Genomic DNA, 21,310 nt, shown 5'->3' on the forward strand with positions numbered 1-21,310 from the left:
GGGTCTAACCCGAGAGACCGCCGCGCGGGGCATTGCGGTTCCAGCGGTTGACCATCATCAGCGCGCCGATACAGATCATGTTCGTCAGCATCGATGATCCCCCGTGACTCATGAAGGGCAAGGGGATGCCAACGACCGGCGCGAAACCCATCACCATCAGCAGATTGACTGCAATGTAGAAAAACATCGTCGCGACCATGCCGGAGGCAAGCAGGTTGGAAAAACGGTCGCGCGATTGCAGGGCGACTCTCCACCCCCAGCGCATGATGATCGCGAAGACTACGATGACGAACAGCCCGCCGATCAGCCCCCATTCCTCAGCCATGGTCGCAAACACGAAATCGGTGTGCGGCTCGGGGAGGTATTGCAGGTGGCTTTGCGAGCCGTTGTTGAACCCCTTGCCAAAGATGCCGCCCGAACCGATGGCGATCTTCGATTGGGTGATGTGATAGCCTGCTCCCAGCGGATCGGCCTCGGGATCGAACATCGTCAGAACGCGGCGCTGCTGGTAATCCTGCAGGCCGAAGAAGAATGCGACCGGCGCCGCCGCGGCTGCGGCAACACCTGCACCGATGAACCATCGCAATGGCAAACCGGCGAGCAGCATCACGACCCCGCCGCCAAAGGCGATGGCAAGCGAGGTTCCGAGGTCGGGTTGCAACAGGACGAGCCCCATTGGCACCGCAATCATCGCGCCGGGAACAAGCAGCGAGCGCCAGCTGGCGATCAATCCGACCGGAAGCGTGGAGAAATACAGCGCCAGCGTCACCACGATCACCGGCTTCATCAGCTCTGATGGCTGAAGCACCATGAAACCAAGATCGAGCCACCGCTGGCTGCCGCCGCCGACCTGTCCGATAATCTCCACCGCGATCAGCAGGACCAACACAATGACATAGGCGGGATAGGTCAGGAATTTCACGAGGTCGCGCGGCAGCGAGGCGATGACCGATGCCATCACTAGGAACACGCCGAAACGGACCAGGTGCGAAGATGCGTAGGGCTGCATCGATCCGCCCGCCGCGGAATACAGCACCGCTGCACCAAACCCGATCAGCAGGAACAACGGGATCAGCATCCCCCAAGGCTGGCGCGCTATCGGTTCGGGTATGATCCGGTTCATTCCGTCGGCACCGCTACCGGAGGGGGAGAGCCCGATGCCGCCGGATCGGGCCGGGGCGCGATGGCATCGTCGGCAATCGCTTGCGACTGCGCGGCCGCCAGCCGGGCTTCCGCTTCGACCTGATCGAAGATATCCTCGTCACGCCGCGGGGGCGGAGTGACGGTCGCGCCGCGCGCCGAAGCGTAAGCGGTATAGCGCGCCTCGAGCCGTTCCTGCGCGGTTCCGCCCCATTGCTTTTCCAGTGCGTTGAGTGCCTCGATCCCCTTCTGCGGGTCGAACATGAAAGTCATCACGTCGCGCGCGATCGGATAGGCGGCGCCGGACCCGCCACCATGCTCGATGACGACCGCACCGGCATAGCGCGGGTTCTCGGTCGGCGCGAAGAATGTGAAGAGGCCGTGATCGCGGTATTTCCACGGTCCGCTTTTACCATCGGAGAAATTCAGCGAGACGACCTGTGCGGTCCCGGTCTTGCCCGCCATCTTGATATCGTCGAACGGAAGGCGGTACCGCGCCCCGCTGTGCCGGGGCCGTTGACCACATCGCTCATCGCCTGGCGAATATAGGTGATCTCCTCCTCGCGGAAATTGTAATTGGACGGAGTGGCTAGTTCGTCTCCGAGAATGAGGCGCGGTTTCAGTGCCTTGCCGGTTGCAAGGCGCGCGCTCATCACCGCAAGCTGGAGCGGACTGGTCAGGTAATAGCCCTGGCCGATCGACGCATTGACCGTGTCATAAGCGCGCCATTCCTGGTCGAACTTGTTCAGCTTCCAATCGGAGGTCGGGACGGTCCCGTAGAACTGGCTGGTGACAGGAAGCGGAAATTCCTGCCCAAGGCCCAGTTGCTTGGCAAAGGCGGCGACATTGTCGAAGCCGACCTCCTGCGCGAAATGATAGAAATAGCTGTCGCACGACTGATAAATGGCCTTCGCCATGTCGACGACGCCGTGATTGCTCCAGCAATTGAAAAAGCGGTTTCCGATCCGCCGTCCCCCGCCGCAGACGATGGTCTGGTTCGGGTCGATCCCCTCTTTCAGGAACGACATGCAGTGCATCGGCTTAACCGTGGAGCCTGGAGGGTAGAGCCCTTTGAGCACCTTGTTGCGCAGTGGTACGCGTTGGTCTTCGCGCAGCATCGCATATTCGACGCTGCCGATACCGTCGGAAAAGCTGTTCGGGTCGAAGCTGGGCATCGATGCCATGCACAGCAGGTCGCCCGTCTGGCAGTCCATGACGACAACCGATCCGCTTTCGAGACCGATCCGGCGCGCCGCATAGTCCTGCAGCGGCCCGTCAATCGTCAGCTTTATCGGGTTGCCCTGAATATCCTCGCGCGTTTCAAGGTCGCGGATGATCCGGCCCGATGCGGTGACTTCGACCCGGCGCGCACCGGGGACGCCGCGCAGGTTTTTCTCGAACTGCTTTTCCAGACCGTCCTTGCCGATCTTGTAGCCCGGCGTGATGAGAATCGGGTTGCGGTCCTCTTCGTACTCTTCCTCCGACGCCGGTCCGACATAGCCGATCAGGTGTCCGACGCTCGCGCCGGTGGGATAGAAGCGGGAGAAGCCGCGCTGCGGGACGACGCCCTGCATGTCGGGAAGGCGCACGCTGAGTGCGGCAAATTCCTCGTAATCGAGGCCGCTAGCGACCTCGATCGGAGCGAAGCCGCGCGCCGATGCCAGCTCCTGCTTGATATCGGCGATCCGGGCTTCATTCAGCTCGAGAAGAGCGCCGAGCTGGTCGATTGTCGCTTCGGGATTGGCCAGACGTTCGGGGATGACGTCCACGCGGAAATCGGCCCTGTTCGATGCGAGCGGTGAGCCATTGCGATCGAGGATCCACCCGCGGCGCGGCGGGATCAGAGTCAGGTTGACGCGGTTGCTTTCGGATTCGAGCCGGTATTTCTCATTCTCGGCAATCGCGAGATAGCCCATCCGCACGGCCAGCAGGACGCCGATGCCGCCCTGGATCGTGCCGATAACCATACTGCGGCGGTCGAATGTGTTCTTCAGGGTGGACGCGTTCACCACCTGGTTGCGCCGCCGCACGCCCTTTTTCTTGTTGAACAGGCCAGCCATCAGCCGACCCTTCTTGCGCGGGTCAAACGGTAGCGGTCCAGCCACGCGACAAGCCGCGCGAACAGCGGATACAGCAGCACAGCCAGCACGATCTGCGGGATCGCTGCCAGAAACAGGTGAGGGGTGAGTGTAGCTCCGGAAACCACCATAGCGGCCAATATATACATGATCAGCGCTAGACCTGCGGTGAACCAATCCTGCCAGAAGCCGCGCCAGGGAAAGCGGGTTTCGATAATCTCGAGCACGATCATGCAGATCGACCATAGCATCACGGCGCTACCGAATGGCTGCCCGCTGAACAGGTCGTCGAACGCGCCAAGCGGGACGCCTACCCATAGCGGCAGGAAACCGGGGCGCATAATGCGCCAGCCAAGCAGCATCATGAAGCCGAGCGGGGGCAGGATCGGCATGGTCGGGGCGAGAAACAGGATCGGAATTAGCGAACCAAGCAGGATGCTGACATAGGGGACGGTGTTCGCGCGCCACGGCGCGACCGTGCGATTGATCCCGCCGCTATAATTGCTGGCGCTGCGGCGCGGCGGAGAACCAAGGCCGTCCTTCAATTGCCGGCCTCCGCTTCCTGTAGTGTAGTCTCCGTCGAGATCAGCGAGGAGTCCGAAGCTTCCACTTCGTAGATCGGTTCGATAGATACAAAGTCGGTTGCGGACGGATCTGCGATCAAGCGGGCCATGCCGCCGTCTGGTGTCAGCTCGCTTAGCACGGCAACCGCGACGCCGGGTCGGTAATACCCGCCAGCGCCGCTGGTGACGAATACGTCGCCGACCTCGAGCGGATTGAGGCCGAGATTGATGAGGCGGATGCGCAGCAGGCCATCGCCGCGCCCTTCGGCAAAGGCGACCGTTTCATCGGTGGAGCGGCGCACCGGCAGCACGCTTTCGGTGTCGGTCAGGAGCAGAATGCGCGATGAATTGCGCGCGACCTCGAGCACCCGCCCGATAACGCCGCGCGGGCTTCGCACCGGCATCCCGATTTCAATCCCGTCCGAGCGCCCCTTGCCGATATAGGCAAACCGGCGGCTGCTCGTGGAGGTCGAGCCGACGAGGCGGGCCACGGCGACTGGCTGTATCTCGCTTTCGGAAAGGGCAACCAGCGATTTCAGCCGTTCGTTCTCTTGCTCGACCGATTTCGCTTCTTCGAGCCTGATGCGGGCCAGTTCCACTTCTTCGCGGAGCGCGGCATTCTGGCTTCCGGCGTACCAATATGCAGAGATCGTGTCCCAGATGCCGTTGGTGGAGGTGCGCACTACGGCAGTGCCTTCACCGACGGGCGCGACTGTATCGCTCGCACCGTTCCGCAGCGGGGCGAAGGCGGGCGGCTGCCACAGCGACAGCGCGAGCAGGCCGAGGCCGAGCAAGGCGCCAAGCCCGGCGAGCACATAGCCCGTGAAAACCGAATACTGGGCCTTTCTCGAAAACCCCGATGATCGGCGCGATGACGGCGGCGCCATGCCCGCACTTCCCTTCTTCTAGCTCGCCGGGAGGAATACTCCCGGCTGCAATTATGCGCTCATCAAGACGCCGCGATAGATCGGATCTTCCATGGCACGGCCGGTGCCGATGGCGACGCAGGTCAGCGGGTCTTCGGCGATGGAGACCGGCAGGCCGGTTTCCTCGCGCAAGTGTTCGTCCAGACGGCGGATCAGCGCGCCGCCGCCGGTCAGGACGATACCCTGGTCGACAATGTCAGCGGCAAGTTCCGGCGCGGTGTTCTCGAGCGCGATACGCACGCCTTCGACGATTGCGCCGATGGGTTCGCTCAGAGCCTCTGCGACATGCGCCTGGTTGATCGTGATTTCCTTGGGCACACCGTTCACAAGGTCGCGGCCCTTTAGCGTGATCGTCTCGCCCACGCCGTCTTCGGGCGTGACCGCAATGCCGTAATCCTTCTTGATCCGCTCGGCGGTGGAATCGCCGATCAGCAGATTGTGGTGGCGGCGAACATAGGACACGATGGCTTCGTCCATCTTGTCACCACCGGTACGAACCGATGTGGTGTAGGCGAGGCCGCGCAGCGACAGCACCGCAACCTCGGTCGTGCCGCCGCCGATGTCGACGACCATCGAACCAACCGGCTCGGTCACAGGCATGTCTGCACCGATAGCGGCAGCCATCGGTTCGAGGATCAGGTGAACCTCCGACGCACCCGCATTCGAGGCTGCGTCCCGGATCGCGCGCTTTTCAACGGATGTGGAACCCGAGGGCACACAAATCACGATTTCAGGATAGCGGAACAGGTTGCGCTTGCCGTGGACCTTGCGGATGAAGTGCTTGATCATCTCCTCGGCAATTTCGATGTCCGCGATCACGCCGTCGCGCAGCGGGCGGATCGCCTCGATCGTGTCGGGCGTCTTGCCCATCATCATCTTGGCATCGTCGCCAACGGCCTTGACCCGCTTGATCCCGTTGATGGTCTCGATGGCAACCACCGAAGGCTCATTCAGGATGATCCCCTGGTCCTGCACATAGACCAGTGTGTTGGCGGTCCCGAGATCGATCGCCATGTTTTGCGAACCGAACTTAAAGAGATTTGCGAAGAAGCTCATTATGTCTTTTTTCCACGGATATCGGGGCGCTCAGACGCAAACCCCCTGCAATAAACAAAACCCCACAAGGCATGACCGGTTCCGACTAGCGAATCCGTTCATAAAACGCCAAAATAATTGTTGAAGGGCACTTAAAATATGCCCCGTTACCCTCGAATTTGCGGTGCATGAACGCTAGCCTGCGACAAATGCCCCAAATTCGCCGCCTTCCTGACGATCTTGTGAACCGGATAGCCGCCGGAGAAGTGGTCGAACGCCCGGCTTCTGCGCTCAAAGAGCTGGTTGAGAACGCGATTGACGCAGGTGCCGCGCGAATCGGTGTAGCGCTGACCGACGGCGGCCTGACCCGGTTCGAGGTTACCGACGATGGCTGCGGGATGAGCCGGGACGACATGGCACTTGCGCTCGAACGCCATGCCACTTCGAAGCTTCCTGACGGCCAGATTGAAATGGTCGAGACACTGGGCTTTCGCGGAGAAGCCTTGCCCTCCATCGCCAGCGTCGCGCGCATCGCTATCGAAAGCCGGGTTCGCGGCGCCGATGATGGCTGGCGCATGGTGCTCGATCACGGTGACCTTGTCGAAGAGGGGCCGGCGGCCCTGCCGCCAGGAACGCGCATCCGGGTCGAAAACCTGTTCGGTAAGGTGCCTGCACGGCGAAAGTTCCTGCGCACGCCGCGCAGCGAATACATAGCCTGCCTCGACATCGTTCGGCGGCTCGCAATGTCGCGTCCGGAAATTGCCTTCACGCTGGAAAACGGGTCGGAGGGAAAGACACGCAAGGCGCTGAGCACGCAAGTGGACGAACCGCTTGCCACGCGCGTGTCGCAGATCATTGCTCGCGAATTAAAGGACAATGCGGTCGCCATCGAACTTGCGCGAGAGACACCCCACGGGGTGATGCGGCTGACGGGCATCGCGGGATTGCCAACCTACAATCGCGGCGTGGCGGATCACCAGTACCTGTTCGTGAACGGACGCCCGGTGAAGGACCGGCTGCTGATCGGAGCGGTGCGCGGGGCCTATTCCGACATGCTGGCGCGTGATCGTCACGCGGTGCTGGCGCTGTTCCTAGACATTCCACCGCAGGACGTCGATGTGAACGTCCACCCGGCCAAGACCGAAGTGCGGTTTCGCGATGCAAGCGGCGTACGCGGGTTTATCGTCTCCGGCCTCAGGCAAGCGCTTGCAACCGGCGACCGCCGCAGCGCGCAAGGGCCGGACCGAAAGGCAATGGAAAAATGGCAGCAGGAGCCGGCACAGGCAGAACCTGCTGCCTTGCGGTCCATTTTCGAAGGCCGCGATTGGGCGGCATCGCAGCCCTCGCGCGTCAGCGAGCCGCGTCCGGAATGGACGCCCCAATCGCCAGACGCGCTGCCAACAGGCCGCGCAGAGGAAGCCGTGCCGATCCCAGAGGAGGCGAAGGAATTCCCGCTCGGCATCGCACGCGGGCAGGTCGCCAACACCTATATCGTGGCAGAAAGCACCGACGGGCTGGTGCTGGTCGATCAGCACGCCGCGCACGAACGGCTTGTATTGGAGCGACTGCGCGCTGCTGGGGCTGGGGAGGCGGCGCGGCGCTCTCAGGCGCTGCTTGTCCCGGATGTGGTCGAACTGGATGAGGCCGATTGCGACCGGCTCGAAGACGCAGCCGAGGGTCTTTCCCGCTTCGGTCTCGCAATCGAGCGCTTCGGTCCCAGCGCAATGCTGGTCCGCGCCGTGCCCTCCGTGATTGCAAAGGCCGATAGCGCCAAGCTGCTTCAGGACCTCGCCGATGACATCGCCAAGCATGGCAAGAACGATGACAGCGGATCGCTGCTGCTGGCCGAACGGCTTGAATATGTTCTCGCCACGATGGCGTGCCACGGATCGGTTAGGGCAGGGCGGGTGCTCTCGGTGGCGGAGATGAACGCGCTGCTGCGCGAAATGGAAGCAACCCCGCGATCAGGCCAGTGCAACCATGGGCGTCCGACCTGGGTGAAGCTCGACATGGAAGACGTCGAGAAACTGTTCGGGCGGCATTGATGCGGACGCTATCGATCTTTGCTGTACTGCTTTGCGGAGCTTGCGCTGCGGAGACCGACACTCCCGCCGAAGGAATCGATTTTGAAGCGATGAACGAGGCGGCGGAAGGTCCGCAAATGCCGAGTGAACTGGAACCGATGACACTGGCCGGGATGGTCGAAAACAAGGTTGCGGGGGCAGGGTGCAACATCGTGGACTCCGAAAGCGACCGCCCGATCTTTTGGGCAAGGGACGATGCAGCCCATTTCCAGATCAAGGGCGAAGTTCTCTCGCTAGCGCCGCACGGTGAAGGCTCTGAACAACTCTTCGGAGTGCACAACCATTATGATGGGCGTATGCAGTCGGTTGAACTGGATATTGATCTCGGAACGTACGAGCCACAGGGACCGGATCGAGCGACCTATCAGGGCGCGTTGACTATTCGAGACGCGAAAGAGCGGCTAGTCTTCACGTATCGAGGGCCGATCCGATGTGTAGCGTGGCCCTAGCTTGAGAGGCCATAAAGCATCCACACCGCCATGCCCATCATCGCCAAATTCTCGCTCAGCGAGATGAAGCCCAGCGGCACGTCGCCGCTGCCTCCGACGCAGGCGCATTTGATGTCGCGTTTCTGGATGTAGACCGCGTAGAACACGCTGATCGCGCCGATCGTCCCGATAATGAAGGCGACGGGGATCGACAGCCACGGCAGAACGCGCCCCGCCATCAGCACCGCCGCGAGCGCCTCGAGATACGGATAGGCATAGGCATACGGCACAAAACGCTGACCGAGCAGGTCATAGCCGACGAACATGGTCGAAAATTGCTCGACATCCTGCAATTTCAGCATTGCGAGCATTCCCATCGAGAACGCGACGAACCATTCGATGGTCCTCACTTCCAATCCGCCCAGCAGACCGAAAGACAGCGACACGGCCAGCGCCGCTGCCACGGCAAACACGGCGAGGACGGGCCGGTAACTCTTGCCGCCTTTCTCTTTGGCAATGCCGAAATGTTCGCGCAGCGCGTCGTAACCGCCGATGCGTGTTCCATCGATGAACACTTGCGGTGTGGTCTTCACGCCGTGTTTTGCCATGAAAGCATCGGTTTCGGGCCGGGACGTGAGATGAAAATCCTCAACCTTGAAACCCTTGCTTTCAAGCAGGTATTTCGCCTTGGTTCCATAGGGACAGACATGCTTGTCCATCACCATGCGGTGCAATTGTGCTGTCTTGCTCATGCTCGTGATATATACCCCCTTGGGGTATTTTCAAGCAGGACTACTCGGGATCAGCTGGTGCGGAATTTCGGCACACCCGCTTCGCTGTCCAGCTCCGGGATGATCCGGTAGCGCGCAAGGATCAGGCTGAACAATCCGAACAGCAGCAAGCCCGCAGCCGTGACGGTAAAGAGCCAGCCAGTCCCGGCAAGCGAGGCCACAGCGCTGCCCAGCGTTTTGACATTCTCCGCGCCGCCCGACAAGAAACCGGTCTGGACCAGCGACCAGCCGATTACCGCATAGACGACCGCGCGAGCGGCAAATCCGATGCCGCCGAGCATGCGCGTCGATGAGGGAGCCTGGCTGGAAATGCGGTTCATGAAATCGCCGCTGATCGCTTTTTTCGCTTGCGCCAATGCGGCAATGAAAAACGCGAGGCCAAATATCCCGATCACAACTCCGCCGAAACCGATGGAGAGAACGCCCGCCGCTGCATCCGATGCGCCGCTGCCACCGGAAGTCCCGCTGGATGAGGTGCCGCCGGTCGCAACCTTGTACGCGGTCCATGCCAGCACGAGGTGAGCGATACCGCTGCCGGCGTGGCCGATGCGCTTGCCCCAGCCTTTCGTGTCGGATCCGTTGTTTTCGATATCGAAGAGCGGGGAGGCGAAGCGGAACAGCGCGTAGGCGAACAGCCCAACCACCATCACCCACAGGAAAAATGTCCCGGCGGGAAAGTCTTCTACCGCCTTGAAGATGCCGTCCGTACCCTTGCTGATTTCGCCTGCGCTGGTGAGCGCGATCAGGCCGAGCACGAAATACAGGATTGCACGGCTGAAATAGCCGATGCGGACCAACCAGTTGAATTTCTCAGATTTGTCGACCACGTGATTTTCCCCGATGAGTGTTTGAAAACTTAACGGAATGAGCGGCCAACGGGTTCCGAGATTATCAGACGTTGAATTTGAAGAGCATCACGTCGCCGTCCTGCACGACATATTCCTTGCCTTCCTGCCGCAATTTGCCCGCATCGCGCGCCGGCGCCTCTCCGCCGAGGCCGACATAATCGTCGTAAGCGATGGTTTCGGCGCGAATGAAGCCCTTTTCGAAATCGCTGTGAATCTCGCCCGCAGCCTGCGGTGCCTTCGCGCCGTCTGGAAACGTCCATGCGCGCGATTCCTTGGGACCGGCGGTGAAGAACGTCTTGAGGCCCAGCAAGGTGTAGCCTGCGCGGATGACCCTCGCGAGGCCGCTTTCTTCCAGTCCCAGTTCGGTGAGATATTCGGCGCGGTCCTCCTGCGGCATTTCGACCAGTTCGGCTTCGATTGCGGCCGAGACCACGACTGCCTGCGCGCCTTCGGCTTCGGCCTTGGCGAAGACCTTGGCGGACAGGTCATTGCCGTTAGCTGCGTCCTCTTCGGAGACGTTGCAGACATACAGCACCGGTTTCGCGGTGAGCAGCTGCGCTTGTTCGAACAGGCGCGCTTCCTCGTCGTCTTTCGGTTCGGTGAGGCGCGCTGGCTTGCCGTCTTTCAGGAGTTCGAGAGCCTGTCCGAGCACGCTGGCGAGCGCCTTGGCTTCCTTGTCACCGGCATTGCCGCGCTTTTGCGCGTTGGGCACCCGCTTTTCGAGGCTCTCGAGATCGGCGAGCATCAGCTCGGTTTCGACCACTTCGGCATCGGCAATCGGATCGACGGTGTTGGAGACGTGCTGGATGTCGTCGTCCTCGAAGCACCGCAGCACATGCACAATGGCGTCCACTTCGCGGATGTTGCCCAGGAACTGGTTGCCCAGACCTTCGCCTGCGCTCGCGCCCTTCACGAGGCCCGCAATGTCGACAAAGCCGAGCTGCGTGGCGATCACCTTCGCGCTCTTGGCGATGGCGGCGATCTTGTCCAGCCGCTCATCGGGCACGGCGACCTGACCGACATTGGGCTCGATCGTGCAGAACGGATAGTTCGCTGCCTGTGCGGCCTGCGTTTCGGTAAGTGCATTGAAAAGGGTGGACTTGCCCACATTGGGAAGGCCCACGATCCCGCAACGGAAACCCATGAGTGTTCTCTTACAGCAATGGAAAGCGCCGCCCTTAGCGCCGCTGATGCGTGAAGGCTAGAGCTTCAGCGTGAATGCACTGCATTGATGAGCGGGCCATAGCCGCTTTGCCCGAGCCAGTCGGTCTGGACCTTGGCGGTCAGCTCGTTGATCGGGATTTGCGGCTTGTTGCCGGGATGGACGGCAAGGCGCAGCGGGCGGGTGCCGGATGGCGCAGCGATCAGTTTGGCCATTGCGCGCGGCACATCCATCGGATCGGCGCTGCGGCCAGACCCATCCTCGCTGCCCATGCGAGCGACCGCGCGGGGGTATCCGGCCTTGTGGATTTCGGCAGCGCGCTCCTTTAGCTCGGCCGAGTAGGCGTTGCGGTTCACCCACACCTTGGTCGGGTAACCGCCCGGTTCGATGATCGTGACATCTATATTGTGCGGGACCAGTTCGTAGGCGAGCTGCTCGCCCATTGCTTCCAGCGCGAACTTGGTCGCCGAATAATGCCCCGAATATGGCACGATCACGCGGCCTAGCTGCGAGGAAATCTGGAAGATCTGCCCCGATCCCTTTGCGCGCATTCCCGGTAGCACCGCGCGCGCCATGCGGTGCGGGCCGAACACGTTGGTTCCGAAAATCAGCTCGGTCGCAGCCATGTCCTGCACTTCGACCGGAGACGTGATGCCGATCCCGGCATTGTTTACCAGCACATCGATGCCCCCGCCGACCTGGGCTTCTGCGTAGGAGACGGCGTCGTCGATCTCGTTCTGCTGGAGCACGTCGAGGCGCAGCACCTCGATATCGAGATCATCCCGCTGCGCCAATGCCGTCAGTTCCTCAGCCTCTGGCCGGGGCGTACCGCGCATGGTCGCAAACACCTTCGCTCCTGCTCGCGCAAAATGCTCCGCTGAAAGGCGTCCGAAACCGCTCGAGCACCCGGTGATTAGCACGCTCTTGCCGCTGAGGTCGGGGGTCGCGGTGAGCATGTCCTGCGCCGAAATCGTGGCGGTTGCAGCAAGCGCGCCGGTCGCGGCGGCTCCGGCAAGCAGGGTACGGCGGTTCATCTGGGTCATGCTTGAGGCTCCTGTTTGAGCGATCCTATCATGTGCGGCGATTAATCACAGTCTTCGAAATTCTCCGGTCCGGCGTAGCGCAGCGCACCGTCGCCGCCGATCTGTGCGCTTGTGAACACGCCTTCGCGCAGTCCGGTGAAGCGAAAATCGAGATCGCTGCCGTCTGTATTGAGCGCGTCCATTGGCATTGCCTCGCTCCATCCGCTGGCCGTACGGCAGGCAAGATACAGGTCTCCGGAAGGGGCGCGATTGTCAGCTCTTCCTGATGCTTCGAACACCATGATCTGAGCGTCGGGAGAAAGGGCGAGGTTCCATTCGCCTGTTGCGCTGTTGATTGCCGGACCGAGCATCGTGACGCGCCAGGCGCCGCCTTCGAGCCTGGCCCTGTAAATGTCGCCTTGCCCCGCACCGTCTGCTCGAACCGACGCAAAATAGAGATTGCCGCCCGTATCGAAGTGCGGGCTGGCTTCGTAATCCGGGGTGTTGACGGGGTAGGGCAGGCGCTCGGCTTTGACCCATTCAGAACCGGACCATTGCGCGCACCAGATATCGGCGTCTCGCACGAAACATCCATGTCCCGAGCGCCCGTCCCAAGAAAAGTCACGGCCTGCGTTCGTGCTCGTGCCGAATGTCGCCGGTTCCGGTGGACCGTCTTCCAAGGGATAGCGCCAGAGCGTCGAGCCCGCATTCGTTCCGAAAGGGCCGTCCATTCGGGAAAGATACCAAGCGTCCGGTCCTTTGGTCAGGCCGAAATCGGGGAGGGGACTTTGAAATCGGTCGAGATCAATCCGGTCGTGCGAGGCAATCGTCACACACGAAGCGAGCAGCAAGCAAGAAATCGCTGCGAGCCGCTTCGTCATTCCTGCAGCCTCAACGCCACTTCGCTCATGAAACGCGGGTTATCGCCCTGCGCCAGCCATTGCGCTTCCGATCCGATCGCCCCGAGCATTTGCACAAGGTCGTCCTGTTCGTCCTTGGCGTAATTGCCGAGCACATATCCGGTCACGCGGTCCTTGTGGCCCGGATGGCCGATGCCGATCCGCACCCGGCGAAAATCCGCGCCGAGATGCTGGTCGATCGAGCGCAGGCCGTTGTGACCGGCATGGCCGCCGCCTTCCTTCACCTTGACCTTGAACGGGGCAAGGTCGAGTTCGTCGTGGAACACGGTGAGCGCATCGGTGTCGAGTTTGTAGAACCGCAAAGCCTCACCGACGCTTCGCCCGCTTTCATTCATGAAAGTCGCAGGTTTCAAAAGCAGGATTTTCTCACTGCCGATGCGGCCTTCCTGCACCCAGCCGGAAAACTTCTTCTGCACTGGCCCAAAGCTGTGCATTTCAGCGATGACGTCGCACGCCATGAAGCCGATATTGTGCCGGTGCATCGCATAGCGCGGTCCGGGATTTCCAAGGCCAGTCCAGATTTGCATCGTCTTCCATTAGCAGGCTTTGCTTGCCCCTCAAGCGCCGGGCACAGCGCATCCACGCCGCTTGGCTTCGCGGCATAAGCCGCGGCGCGCGGTCGCATGCTGGCTCACCTTCGGCTCGCATCAATTCAAGGCCGCTGGCATAGTCTCGGAGCAAGGCCCGCAAGGCGTGCGGACAAAAGCAAAACGCCGGACTGGTTTCCCAGCCCGGCGCCTTGGTGATTTCGCGTACTGGAAATCGGAAGATTACTCGCCGTCGGGCGCCTTGTCTTCCTGTTCCTCGGCAGCATCCGCATCCGGACCCTGTTCGGTGGCTGCAACGCCATCTGCCGGGACTTCCTCGTCCTCGGTGCCTTCTTCTTCTTCCTTCTTGAGAGCCGAAGGAGCAACGAGCGTGGCAATGGTGTAATCGCGGTCGGTGATCGCGCTTTCCGCACCGTCGGGCAGGCTCACTTCACTGATGTGAATGGAATCGCCGACTTCCTTGCCCTCGACCGAGATTTCGATCTGGTCGGGAATCTTGTCCGAAGCGCAGATAAGGTCGAGATCGTGGCGGACCACGTTCAGAACGCCGCCCTTTTCCAGACCGGGCGAGAGTTTCTCGTCGATGAAGACAACCGGAATCTGGACTTCGATCTTCGCGTCCTTCGAAAGGCGCAGAAAATCGACGTGGGTCTGCCGATCCGAGACCGGATGCAGAGCGACATCCTTGGGAATGGTGCGAACCTTTTTCCCGCCGACTTCGACTTGGACGATCGAATTCATGAAATGACCGGTGTTAAGGAGCCGGACCAGTTCTTTCGCTTCGAGATGAATGGGAGTGGGTTCTTCCTTGCCGCCGTAGATGACAGCGGGGACCCGACCTTCGCGGCGAAGTGCACGGGAGGCTCCCTTGCCTGCCCGTTCGCGCGCTTCGGCCGGCAGTGTAAGAGCGTCGCTCATGATACAAGCCTTTCGAATGCTTTGTTAGATTTGTGTTATCGGTGGCCGCCTCCAGGGATGACCAAGACACCGAAGAGCGCGCCCCTACCGGCAGGACCGGCAATTGGCAAGGAATTACTCGCCCGGCATTATCGGTCGATCATCGCTGACCCAGCCGCCTGACGCGGTATCCGCGTTCTTCGAGCAGTTCCACAAGGCTGTCTTTGCCGACGAGATGCCCGGTGCCGACCGCGACGAGCGGGCGGGGCGCCGCATCCAGATCACGCAAGAGCATGTCGACCCACTTGCGGTTGCGCTTCACGATCAGCGCATCGTGCAGCTCGGGATCGGCCATGATCCCGGTGCGGGTGGCTTCCTCCAGGATTTCGGTATCCCCGGTAAGCCACGCGGTGCGCAGCCGATCGGGGCGTTCGCGCAGCTCATCTGCTTCGATCAGCACCCCTTCGAGCAGATCGCGCTGGTCCTTTTCGGACAGGCCATCGAAAATGCCAAGCTGTGTCATCGCGCCTTCGAATTCGCGCACTTCGCGCCCGGTGAAGTCGCGGATCACCGCGCGGTCCACTCCGTTTGCAGGATCGCCGGTCGCCACCACTCGCGCAAGCATAAGCGCCGCTGCCCAGGTCTCGGTCGATCGGAAGTCATCGCTTGAGAAACTCGAGCGCTCGATCAAGTCGGTGAGCGCCGGGCGCAGGTCGGGCTCGATCCTCGAGGGAAGGTCGGCCTGTCCTGGAGTTGTTGCGAGATGCCGAAATGTGCGAGCGATAGCGTCGCCATCTTCCAGCCCGGCGATCTCGACTATGAGATAGTCCGCTTCGCCTATGACGCCCTCGATAATGGGCGTGCGCCACTGCGTATCATCGGGAAGGGCGTGGATCGTGCCCAGCATCCACCCCTCGACCGTGCCGTCAGCGTTCGCGATTTCATAGAAGAGAGGGTTCGCATCGCCCTGCAATTCCTGCGGCGCTTCTGAGCAACCGGCTATCGCCAGCGTGAAGAGCAACGCCGCAAGGAAAGCAGGACGAGTGCGTATCATTGCACCCGGTCGACAGTGATCCAGCGGGTCGCAAGGTAATCCTGAACGCTGCGCTCGCCCGCCAGGTGACCCGCGCCGACAGCGATGAAGACCGTGCCCGGATCGTCCATGCGGGTGTCGATCCATTCCGCCCAGTTCTCATTGCGCTCGTAAAGCAGCTTCTCGGCGAGGTTCGGATGCGCGAGGAAGCCCTCGTTCATCAGTTCACCCAGCGATTCCACGTCGCCTTCTGCCCATTCGGTGATCAGCTGGTTCAGCGTCTCAATCCCTGCCATCGGGTCCTCGGCCCCTTCAAGCAGGAAGAGAATCTGCTGATCCACCGGCAATTCGTCGAAGATCGAGATCTGGAACTCGATCGTCTCCAGCGCCAGCCGTTCGGTTCCCTCGGCGATGGTGGATTCGAGCACCTTCTCGACGCCCTTATCTTCGCTGAAGCCCGATGCCTGCGTCACGATCTGGAGCATGGCGATGGAGGCTAGCCACGGCTCCATCCCGTCGAAGGCGGCGGCGGGAATGTTGATCTTCGCAAGACCCGCTTCGTAGGTTGCGCGCTGTTCGTCGGTCATCAGGCCGCGCAGCGTCTGTCCGTCGGTCAGCATACCTTTCTGAGCCACAAACTGCCCCATGCTCGCAGCGAGTTCGGGGTTCATGTCGATCTCGGTCACGAGCGAGCCGGAGCTCGAAAGCGCGTCTTTTACAGGGCCGGTGTACCATTGAACATCGTCAGGCAGCATGTGCACCGTGCCGAACAGGTAGATCGTAGTATCCTCGTCGGAAACTTCCCACAGTGCGGGGGCACCGGGCTGTGCTTCGGTAGCTTTGGCCCCTTCAATCTGGCCGGCCGCAGCGGCGTCCGCTTCCTGTGCGATTGCAGGAGCCCGCGCGAACAGGGCGAACGCGCAAACGGTTGAACAGAGCAGTGCATTGAATTTCATGGAAATGTCCTTTCGTTTGAGACGGATATAGTTCGGTGGCCCTTGTAAGTCGACGGGATTTACAGTCGCCATCTGGCGTAGAGGAAAGCGGCGAGCATCGAGACAACCGCAATGGCGAATATTCCGAAAGCGTGGGGCGGCGGCACGAAACCGCCCGCATAGAGGACAGCCCAGATGGGAAAGCCTGCGACAACCGCCATGCAGCCGCCGGCAAATCCAATCAGGTTTTGTTCGCGTTTGTAGTCGTCGATTTGTCCAAAAGCCCAGAGCGGGAGGGCCAGCAGTGCCAGCGCGAGCGCAAGCGCGAGCCCAATAGCAATGCCGGGCGGCAGTGACAATTGTTCCCAATCGCCGCTAAACAGGTTGCCCCCGCCTTGGTCGAAGAAGGATACGAAGAAACCGATAAGTCCGCCGATCAGGCCCGAGACAACGAGAAAAGTCACTTGGCGGCGCTGGCGAGCCTTCGTGCGGGCCTCGCCCGGGTTGAGTTCCTGGTTCACGATTTTTCTCCGTCGTCGAAGATCTCTTCAATGGGCATGTCGAATAAGCGAGAAATGCGGAACGCGAGCGGCAAGGACGGGTCATGCTTGCCGGTCTCGATCGCATTGACCGCCTGCCGCGATACATCGAGGCGCCCTGCGAGTTCGGCCTGGCTCCAGTCGCGTTCGGCACGCAGGACTTTGAGGCGGTTCTTCACTCGCCAACGCCTCTGAAGCGATAGGTGAAATAGCCGACCGCCCAGCTACCAAGTATGAGGGCTTGAATTTGGCTCAGGCTTGGTTCGCCCAACCATCGACCAAGCAGCAAATCGTTGGACCACGCGAAAGAAACAATGAGCGTTGTCATGACGGACACAACCGCCGCGTTGGCGAGAAGCTGAAAAGTGTACTCCTCCGAGCGCTTTCGATCGAGGCTGGCAATCTTCGTAAGTATCAGGCCAACGCCAAGCATCAGTGCAACGGCCCCGATGCCGGTCAACCATGGCTCAGGAGCGGAAGCGGGAGTTGGAGTGGGGTCGAATGAGTCGACGATAAGCCCAAACGTGCTGACGATGCCCATCAGGGCAAAACTGACGTCCGCTACAAGCATTTGCCGATCGCGGCTTGCACTCCAGAACATCACAGCACCGCCCGAATGATCGTTACGACAAGGCTGCCAACTCCATATCCGGCGAACAGGAACGTTGCGCTGGCCAGCGCTCTAACCAGCAAGCCTGATTGATTGTAGGTCATTGCAATTACTCCTTTTGGCTGTGCTGAATTGGCGGTGATTCAGGGTCTAGGTGTGGCTCGAAATCGGTTTGTGCATGACAGCTGCGGAGGCAGGGGGCAGCGCGAGAACCGCCATCAGGCTATCCCGACACGATGTCAGGTTACCCTTACTTTATGTCGCGTTTCGCTGACTATGTCAATACAACCTGACATTTGGTAATGTTGGCATGACAAAAGCTGCAGTTTTCCGGGAGTTTCAGGTGTGCAATTCCAGCTGTTGCTGCGCTGCGGCATTGACGCTGATGGGGCCATCCGCCAAAGCCTCGGGCCATGGAATCCGAGGTAAAAACCGCTACGCGCGACTCGTCCGCGATGACGCGCGATCCGACCCGTTCGTTTCAGGACATGATCCTGACCCTGCACGATTTCTGGTCCGCTGCGGGCTGTGTGATCCTGCAACCTTATGACATGCGCATGGGAGCGGGCACGTTCCACACTGCGACCACCTTGCGCGCGCTCGGTCCGGAGCCCTGGAACGCCGCATTTGTGCAGCCCTGCCGCCGCCCGACCGACGGGCGCTATGGCGAAAACCCGAACCGGCTGCAGCATTACTACCAGTACCAGGTCATCCTGAAGCCATCGCCAGCCGACATACAGGAGCGGTATCTCGACAGCTTGATAGCAATCGGGATCGATCCGCTCAAACACGATATCCGCTTCGTCGAGGACGATTGGGAATCGCCGACACTTGGCGCATGGGGGCTGGGCTGGGAGGTCTGGTGCGACGGGATGGAAGTTACTCAGTTCACCTATTTTCAGCAGATGGGCGGTTTCGACTGCAAGCCGGTTGCGGGCGAGCTGACCTACGGGCTGGAACGGCTCGCCATGTATATCCAGGGCGTCGACGACGTGTTCGATCTCGATTTCAATGGACGCGGCGTTTCGTATGGCGAGGTTTTCCTCGAAAACGAGAAGCAGATGTCGAAATGGAACTTCGAGGTCGCGGACACCGATGCGCTGTTCGACCTGTTCGCCAAGGCAGAGGCGGAGTGCCGCAACGCGCTTGCCAATGACGTGCCGATTGCGGCCTATGAGCAGGCGGTCGAGGCAAGCCATATCTTCAACTTGTTGCAGGCCCGCGGCGTGATCAGCGTGCAGGAACGGGCGAGCTATATGGGCCGGGTCCGCGATCTGGCGCGCTCATCCTGCGAGACATATGCCAAGCAGATGGCCCCGACATGGGAAGCGAAGTTTCCGGGATGGAGCCTCGTCTGATGGCCGATTTCCTGCTTGAACTGCGCTCCGAAGAAATCCCAGCGCGAATGCAAAAAGGCGCGCGCGCCGAGCTTGAAAAGCTGTTCTGCCGTGAGATGGACGCCTCTGGCGTTGCCGTGGGAGACCTTACCGTATGGTCGACCCCGCGCAGGCTTGCCCTGATCGCGAAGGACCTACCGACCGAAACCGAGGCTGTGCGCGAGGAGGCCAAGGGGCCTCCGGTAAGCGCGCCCGATGAGGCAGTGGACGGGTTCTGCCGCAAGAACGGCGTGACGCGCGGACAGCTCGAGACGCGCGAAGTGAAGGGGCGCGCGACGTATTTTGCGGTGATCGAGCGACCCGGACAGGCGGTTGCCGACCTGCTCGCCAACGCCATCACCAACATCATCCGTGACTTCTCCTGGCCCAAATCGATGCGCTGGGGCGAGGCCTCACTTTCGAGCGAGAGCCTTCGTTGGGTGCGCCCGCTTTCGGGCATCGTTGCGCTGCTCGATGGCGAGGTCGTGCCGTGCATCATGGACGGCCTTGCGACCGGGCGCGAAACACTCGGCCACCGCTTCCACTCCGACGGCGCGATTATTGTCGATAGCGCGGATGACTACGCCGCCAAGCTGCGCGCAGCATCGGTTATTGTCGATCACGAAGAGCGTGAGACGATGATCCGCGACGGCGCAAAGGCAGCCGCCGAAGCAGCGGGCCTCGTGCTGGTTGAGGATGAGGGGCTGGTGATCGAGAATGCTGGCCTGACCGAATGGCCCGTGCCGCTGCTCGGACGCTTCGATGAGGACTACCTCGACGTTCCGCCCGAAGTGATCCAGCTGACGGCGCGAGTGAACCAGAAGTATTTCGTGTGCGAGGACGCTGCGAATGACGGCCAGAACCGCCTCGCCAACGCCTTCGTGTGCACCGCCAACATCGCCGCGACCCATCCCGAAGTGGTGGTCGACGGCAACCGCAAGGTCCTCGCCGCGCGCCTGAGCGATGCGCGGTTCTTCTGGGAACTCGACCAGAAAACGCCGCTAGCCGAGAATGCCAAGAAGCTTGAGCGTATCACTTTCCACGAGAAGCTTGGCACCGTCGCCGACAAGGTGGACCGGGTGGCGAAGCTGGCGCGCTGGCTGTGCGAAGAAGGCATCGTCAGCGCCGACCCGGACCTAGCCGAACAGGCCGCAAGGCTCGCCAAGGCCGATCTCGTTACCGAGATGGTCGGGGAATTTCCCGAATTGCAGGGCCTGATGGGCGGGTACTACGCCGAGAAGGAAGGCCTGCCGCAAGAGGTTTCCGACGCGATCCGCGATCACTACAAGCCGGTGGGGCAGGGCGATGAAGTGCCGACCGCGCCGGTTAGTGTGGCGGTGTCGCTGGCGGATAAGCTGGATACGCTGGTCGGGTTCTTCGGAATTCGTCAGCCACCGACGGGGTCGAGTGATCCCTTTGCGCTTCGTCGAGCAGCACTTGGTGTTATTCGCATCGTGTCAAAAAATAATATCCGTCTGCGGCTTTTGCCTTTCCACGCGATGGCACTGCAGGATCACGTGACTCGCTGGGTTTTCGCTGAAATGTCAAGTCAGGCAACTTCAGATGCTGATGCGCTCTCGCGCGCTGGAACATCGTCCCACCTCGTTACTGATCCAGCGTACCGAGCGAAATTTCTGGCGCGGCCAGATGTGAAAGACTTCGTTGATGGGTTTGGTCGGTCCGACAAGCCGTTCCTCGACTTCTTCGCCGACCGCCTCAAGGTCCAGCAGCGCGAGGCGGGCGTCCGTCATGATCTCATCGACGCAGTGTTCGCACTCGGCGGCGAGGACGATCTCGTCCGCCTGCTCGCCCGCGTGAAGGCGCTCCAGGCCTTTGTCGAAACGGATAACGGCACCAATCTCCTCGCAGGCTACAAGCGCGCGGCCAATATCCTCAAGAAGGAAGACTGGGACGCCTCCGCCTCCAACGAGCCCGAGCACACCGGCGAGGAAGACCCGCTGGCGCTTGCGGGCAAGCCGGAATTCGATGCTGTTGTCGCCGCCACGGCGGAAACCAATCCGCTTTCCTACTCGCCCGAAGCGCTCGAAAAGGCCCTGATCGATGCGCTTGGCGAAGCGGAACCCACGGCCTCGCGAGCCATTGAGGATGAAGACTTCGAGGCCGCCATGGCCGCGCTCGCATCCTTGCGCGCGCCGATCGACGCTTTCTTTGAGGATGTAACAGTTAATGACCCCGATCAGGACAAACGCGCCGCCCGCCTTGCCCTGCTCGCGCGGTTCCGCGATGCCGTCCACAATGTCGCCGATTTCAGCCGCATCGAGGGGTGAGGCGTGTTGGACAGTTGTCATGCGTATCCAACATCGTGATTAAGCAATAAATACAGTCGCTTAAACGTGTTTTGATAGGGTGACATG

General features: G+C 61.1%; 20 protein-coding genes and 1 pseudogene. 4 read left to right on the forward strand and 17 right to left on the reverse strand.

Annotated elements, in window-relative coordinates; genetic code table 11:
* Positions 1-4: 4 nt before the first annotated feature.
* The 5 genes and pseudogenes from rodA to AC0L39_RS08670 all read right to left on the reverse strand — a co-directional run bounded on the left by rodA (position 5) and on the right by AC0L39_RS08670 (position 5,763).
* On the reverse strand, positions 5-1,123 hold the full coding sequence (rodA, locus tag AC0L39_RS08650; RefSeq protein ID WP_473257149.1) for a rod shape-determining protein RodA: 1,119 nt from the start codon (positions 1,121-1,123) through the stop codon (positions 5-7).
* A pseudogene (gene mrdA / locus AC0L39_RS08655) lies at positions 1,120-3,200 on the reverse strand (penicillin-binding protein 2). The gene rodA and the pseudogene mrdA overlap by 4 nt, the downstream one beginning before the upstream one ends.
* Positions 3,200-3,763 carry a rod shape-determining protein MreD gene (mreD, locus tag AC0L39_RS08660; RefSeq protein WP_473257151.1) on the reverse strand — a complete coding sequence of 188 codons (564 nt, stop codon included), beginning with the start codon at positions 3,761-3,763 and terminating at the stop codon, positions 3,200-3,202. Before mreD ends, mrdA begins: the two are co-directional and overlap by 1 nt.
* Positions 3,760-4,668 carry a rod shape-determining protein MreC gene (gene mreC / locus AC0L39_RS08665; protein WP_473257153.1) on the reverse strand — a complete coding sequence of 303 codons (909 nt, stop codon included), beginning with the start codon at positions 4,666-4,668 and terminating at the stop codon, positions 3,760-3,762. The genes mreD and mreC overlap by 4 nt, the downstream gene beginning before the upstream one ends.
* A 51-nt stretch (positions 4,669-4,719) precedes the next feature.
* Complete coding sequence (locus tag AC0L39_RS08670; protein ID WP_473257155.1) at positions 4,720-5,763, reverse strand: rod shape-determining protein; 1,044 nt, start codon at positions 5,761-5,763, stop codon at positions 4,720-4,722.
* A 188-nt stretch (positions 5,764-5,951) separates the two neighbouring features.
* Between AC0L39_RS08670 and mutL the strand changes: the two genes are divergently transcribed.
* Entirely contained in the window at positions 5,952-7,787 is a 1,836-nt protein-coding gene (gene mutL / locus AC0L39_RS08675) for a DNA mismatch repair endonuclease MutL (RefSeq protein ID WP_473257157.1), read from the forward strand.
* On the forward strand, positions 7,787-8,275 hold the full coding sequence (locus AC0L39_RS08680) for a hypothetical protein (protein WP_473257159.1): 489 nt from the start codon (positions 7,787-7,789) through the stop codon (positions 8,273-8,275). The genes mutL and AC0L39_RS08680 overlap by 1 nt, the downstream gene beginning before the upstream one ends.
* Here AC0L39_RS08680 and AC0L39_RS08685 read toward each other — a convergent pair.
* The 12 genes from AC0L39_RS08685 to AC0L39_RS08740 form a co-directional block, all read right to left on the reverse strand.
* Complete coding sequence (locus AC0L39_RS08685; RefSeq protein ID WP_473257160.1) at positions 8,272-9,006, reverse strand: MauE/DoxX family redox-associated membrane protein; 735 nt, start codon at positions 9,004-9,006, stop codon at positions 8,272-8,274. The two genes, AC0L39_RS08680 and AC0L39_RS08685, sit on opposite strands and share 4 nt — an antisense overlap.
* A 50-nt stretch (positions 9,007-9,056) precedes the next feature.
* Entirely contained in the window at positions 9,057-9,872 is an 816-nt protein-coding gene (locus tag AC0L39_RS08690) for a DUF1206 domain-containing protein (protein WP_473257162.1), read from the reverse strand.
* A gap of 64 nt (positions 9,873-9,936) precedes the next feature.
* Positions 9,937-11,037 (reverse strand): redox-regulated ATPase YchF, encoded by a 1,101-nt coding sequence (ychF, locus tag AC0L39_RS08695; protein WP_473257163.1) that lies wholly within the window; start codon positions 11,035-11,037, stop codon positions 9,937-9,939.
* 65 nt (positions 11,038-11,102) lie between these two features.
* Positions 11,103-12,098, reverse strand: a complete 996-nt coding sequence (locus AC0L39_RS08700) for an SDR family oxidoreductase (RefSeq protein WP_473257165.1) — start codon at positions 12,096-12,098, stop codon at positions 11,103-11,105.
* 41 nt (positions 12,099-12,139) lie between these two features.
* Positions 12,140-12,958 carry a TolB family protein gene (locus AC0L39_RS08705; protein ID WP_473257167.1) on the reverse strand — a complete coding sequence of 273 codons (819 nt, stop codon included), beginning with the start codon at positions 12,956-12,958 and terminating at the stop codon, positions 12,140-12,142.
* The gene (pth, locus tag AC0L39_RS08710; RefSeq protein ID WP_473257169.1) at positions 12,955-13,524 is read right to left on the reverse strand and encodes an aminoacyl-tRNA hydrolase; all 570 of its coding nucleotides are present in this window, start codon (positions 13,522-13,524) and stop codon (positions 12,955-12,957) included. The genes AC0L39_RS08705 and pth overlap by 4 nt, the downstream gene beginning before the upstream one ends.
* Positions 13,525-13,767: 243 nt before the next feature.
* Complete coding sequence (locus AC0L39_RS08715) at positions 13,768-14,463, reverse strand: 50S ribosomal protein L25/general stress protein Ctc (RefSeq protein ID WP_473257171.1); 696 nt, start codon at positions 14,461-14,463, stop codon at positions 13,768-13,770.
* Positions 14,464-14,602: 139 nt separating this feature from the next.
* A complete protein-coding gene (locus AC0L39_RS08720) occupies positions 14,603-15,496 on the reverse strand; it encodes a TraB/GumN family protein (protein ID WP_473257172.1) in 894 nt (297 codons plus the stop codon).
* Positions 15,493-16,431, reverse strand: a complete 939-nt coding sequence (locus tag AC0L39_RS08725) for a TraB/GumN family protein (RefSeq protein WP_473257174.1) — start codon at positions 16,429-16,431, stop codon at positions 15,493-15,495. Before AC0L39_RS08725 ends, AC0L39_RS08720 begins: the two co-directional genes overlap by 4 nt.
* A gap of 59 nt (positions 16,432-16,490) precedes the next feature.
* The gene (locus AC0L39_RS08730; protein WP_473257175.1) at positions 16,491-16,931 is read right to left on the reverse strand and encodes a hypothetical protein; all 441 of its coding nucleotides are present in this window, start codon (positions 16,929-16,931) and stop codon (positions 16,491-16,493) included.
* Positions 16,928-17,128, reverse strand: a complete 201-nt coding sequence (locus AC0L39_RS08735) for a helix-turn-helix transcriptional regulator (protein ID WP_473257177.1) — start codon at positions 17,126-17,128, stop codon at positions 16,928-16,930. The genes AC0L39_RS08730 and AC0L39_RS08735 overlap by 4 nt, the downstream gene beginning before the upstream one ends.
* Complete coding sequence (locus tag AC0L39_RS08740) at positions 17,125-17,550, reverse strand: hypothetical protein (protein ID WP_473257178.1); 426 nt, start codon at positions 17,548-17,550, stop codon at positions 17,125-17,127. The genes AC0L39_RS08735 and AC0L39_RS08740 overlap by 4 nt, the downstream gene beginning before the upstream one ends.
* A gap of 464 nt (positions 17,551-18,014) precedes the next feature.
* On the opposite strand from AC0L39_RS08740, the gene AC0L39_RS08745 reads away from it, so the two are divergent.
* Both AC0L39_RS08745 and glyS read left to right on the forward strand, forming a co-directional pair.
* Positions 18,015-18,917, forward strand: a complete 903-nt coding sequence (locus tag AC0L39_RS08745) for a glycine--tRNA ligase subunit alpha (protein ID WP_473257180.1) — start codon at positions 18,015-18,017, stop codon at positions 18,915-18,917.
* Positions 18,917-21,223: a glycine--tRNA ligase subunit beta gene (glyS, locus tag AC0L39_RS08750; RefSeq protein ID WP_473257182.1), complete on the forward strand. Its 2,307-nt coding sequence runs from the start codon at positions 18,917-18,919 to the stop codon at positions 21,221-21,223. Before AC0L39_RS08745 ends, glyS begins: the two co-directional genes overlap by 1 nt.
* Positions 21,224-21,310 lie beyond the last annotated feature (87 nt).

Source organism: Erythrobacter sp. K21-9 (genome assembly GCF_055808355.1).

Excerpts from the sequence above, each read along its gene's own strand:
- AC0L39_RS08700 (WP_473257165.1), bottom strand. The coding sequence starts at position 12,098 with ATGACCCAGATGAACCGCCGTACCCTGCTTGCCGGAGCCGCCGCGACC.
- AC0L39_RS08670 (WP_473257155.1), bottom strand. The coding sequence starts at position 5,763 with ATGAGCTTCTTCGCAAATCTCTTTAAGTTCGGTTCGCAAAACATGGCG.
- AC0L39_RS08715 (WP_473257171.1), bottom strand. The coding sequence starts at position 14,463 with ATGAGCGACGCTCTTACACTGCCGGCCGAAGCGCGCGAACGGGCAGGC.
- AC0L39_RS08725 (WP_473257174.1), bottom strand. The coding sequence starts at position 16,431 with ATGAAATTCAATGCACTGCTCTGTTCAACCGTTTGCGCGTTCGCCCTG.
- AC0L39_RS08740 (WP_473257178.1), bottom strand. The coding sequence starts at position 17,550 with ATGTTCTGGAGTGCAAGCCGCGATCGGCAAATGCTTGTAGCGGACGTC.
- mutL (WP_473257157.1), top strand. The coding sequence starts at position 5,952 with ATGCCCCAAATTCGCCGCCTTCCTGACGATCTTGTGAACCGGATAGCC.
- AC0L39_RS08745 (WP_473257180.1), top strand. The coding sequence starts at position 18,015 with ATGACGCGCGATCCGACCCGTTCGTTTCAGGACATGATCCTGACCCTG.
- pth (WP_473257169.1), bottom strand. The coding sequence starts at position 13,524 with ATGCAAATCTGGACTGGCCTTGGAAATCCCGGACCGCGCTATGCGATG.
- glyS (WP_473257182.1), top strand. The coding sequence starts at position 18,917 with ATGGCCGATTTCCTGCTTGAACTGCGCTCCGAAGAAATCCCAGCGCGA.
- mreC (WP_473257153.1), bottom strand. The coding sequence starts at position 4,668 with ATGGCGCCGCCGTCATCGCGCCGATCATCGGGGTTTTCGAGAAAGGCC.
- rodA (WP_473257149.1), bottom strand. The coding sequence starts at position 1,123 with ATGAACCGGATCATACCCGAACCGATAGCGCGCCAGCCTTGGGGGATG.
- AC0L39_RS08720 (WP_473257172.1), bottom strand. The coding sequence starts at position 15,496 with ATGATACGCACTCGTCCTGCTTTCCTTGCGGCGTTGCTCTTCACGCTG.
- AC0L39_RS08685 (WP_473257160.1), bottom strand. The coding sequence starts at position 9,006 with ATGAGCAAGACAGCACAATTGCACCGCATGGTGATGGACAAGCATGTC.
- ychF (WP_473257163.1), bottom strand. The coding sequence starts at position 11,037 with ATGGGTTTCCGTTGCGGGATCGTGGGCCTTCCCAATGTGGGCAAGTCC.
- AC0L39_RS08705 (WP_473257167.1), bottom strand. The coding sequence starts at position 12,958 with ATGACGAAGCGGCTCGCAGCGATTTCTTGCTTGCTGCTCGCTTCGTGT.
- AC0L39_RS08680 (WP_473257159.1), top strand. The coding sequence starts at position 7,787 with ATGCGGACGCTATCGATCTTTGCTGTACTGCTTTGCGGAGCTTGCGCT.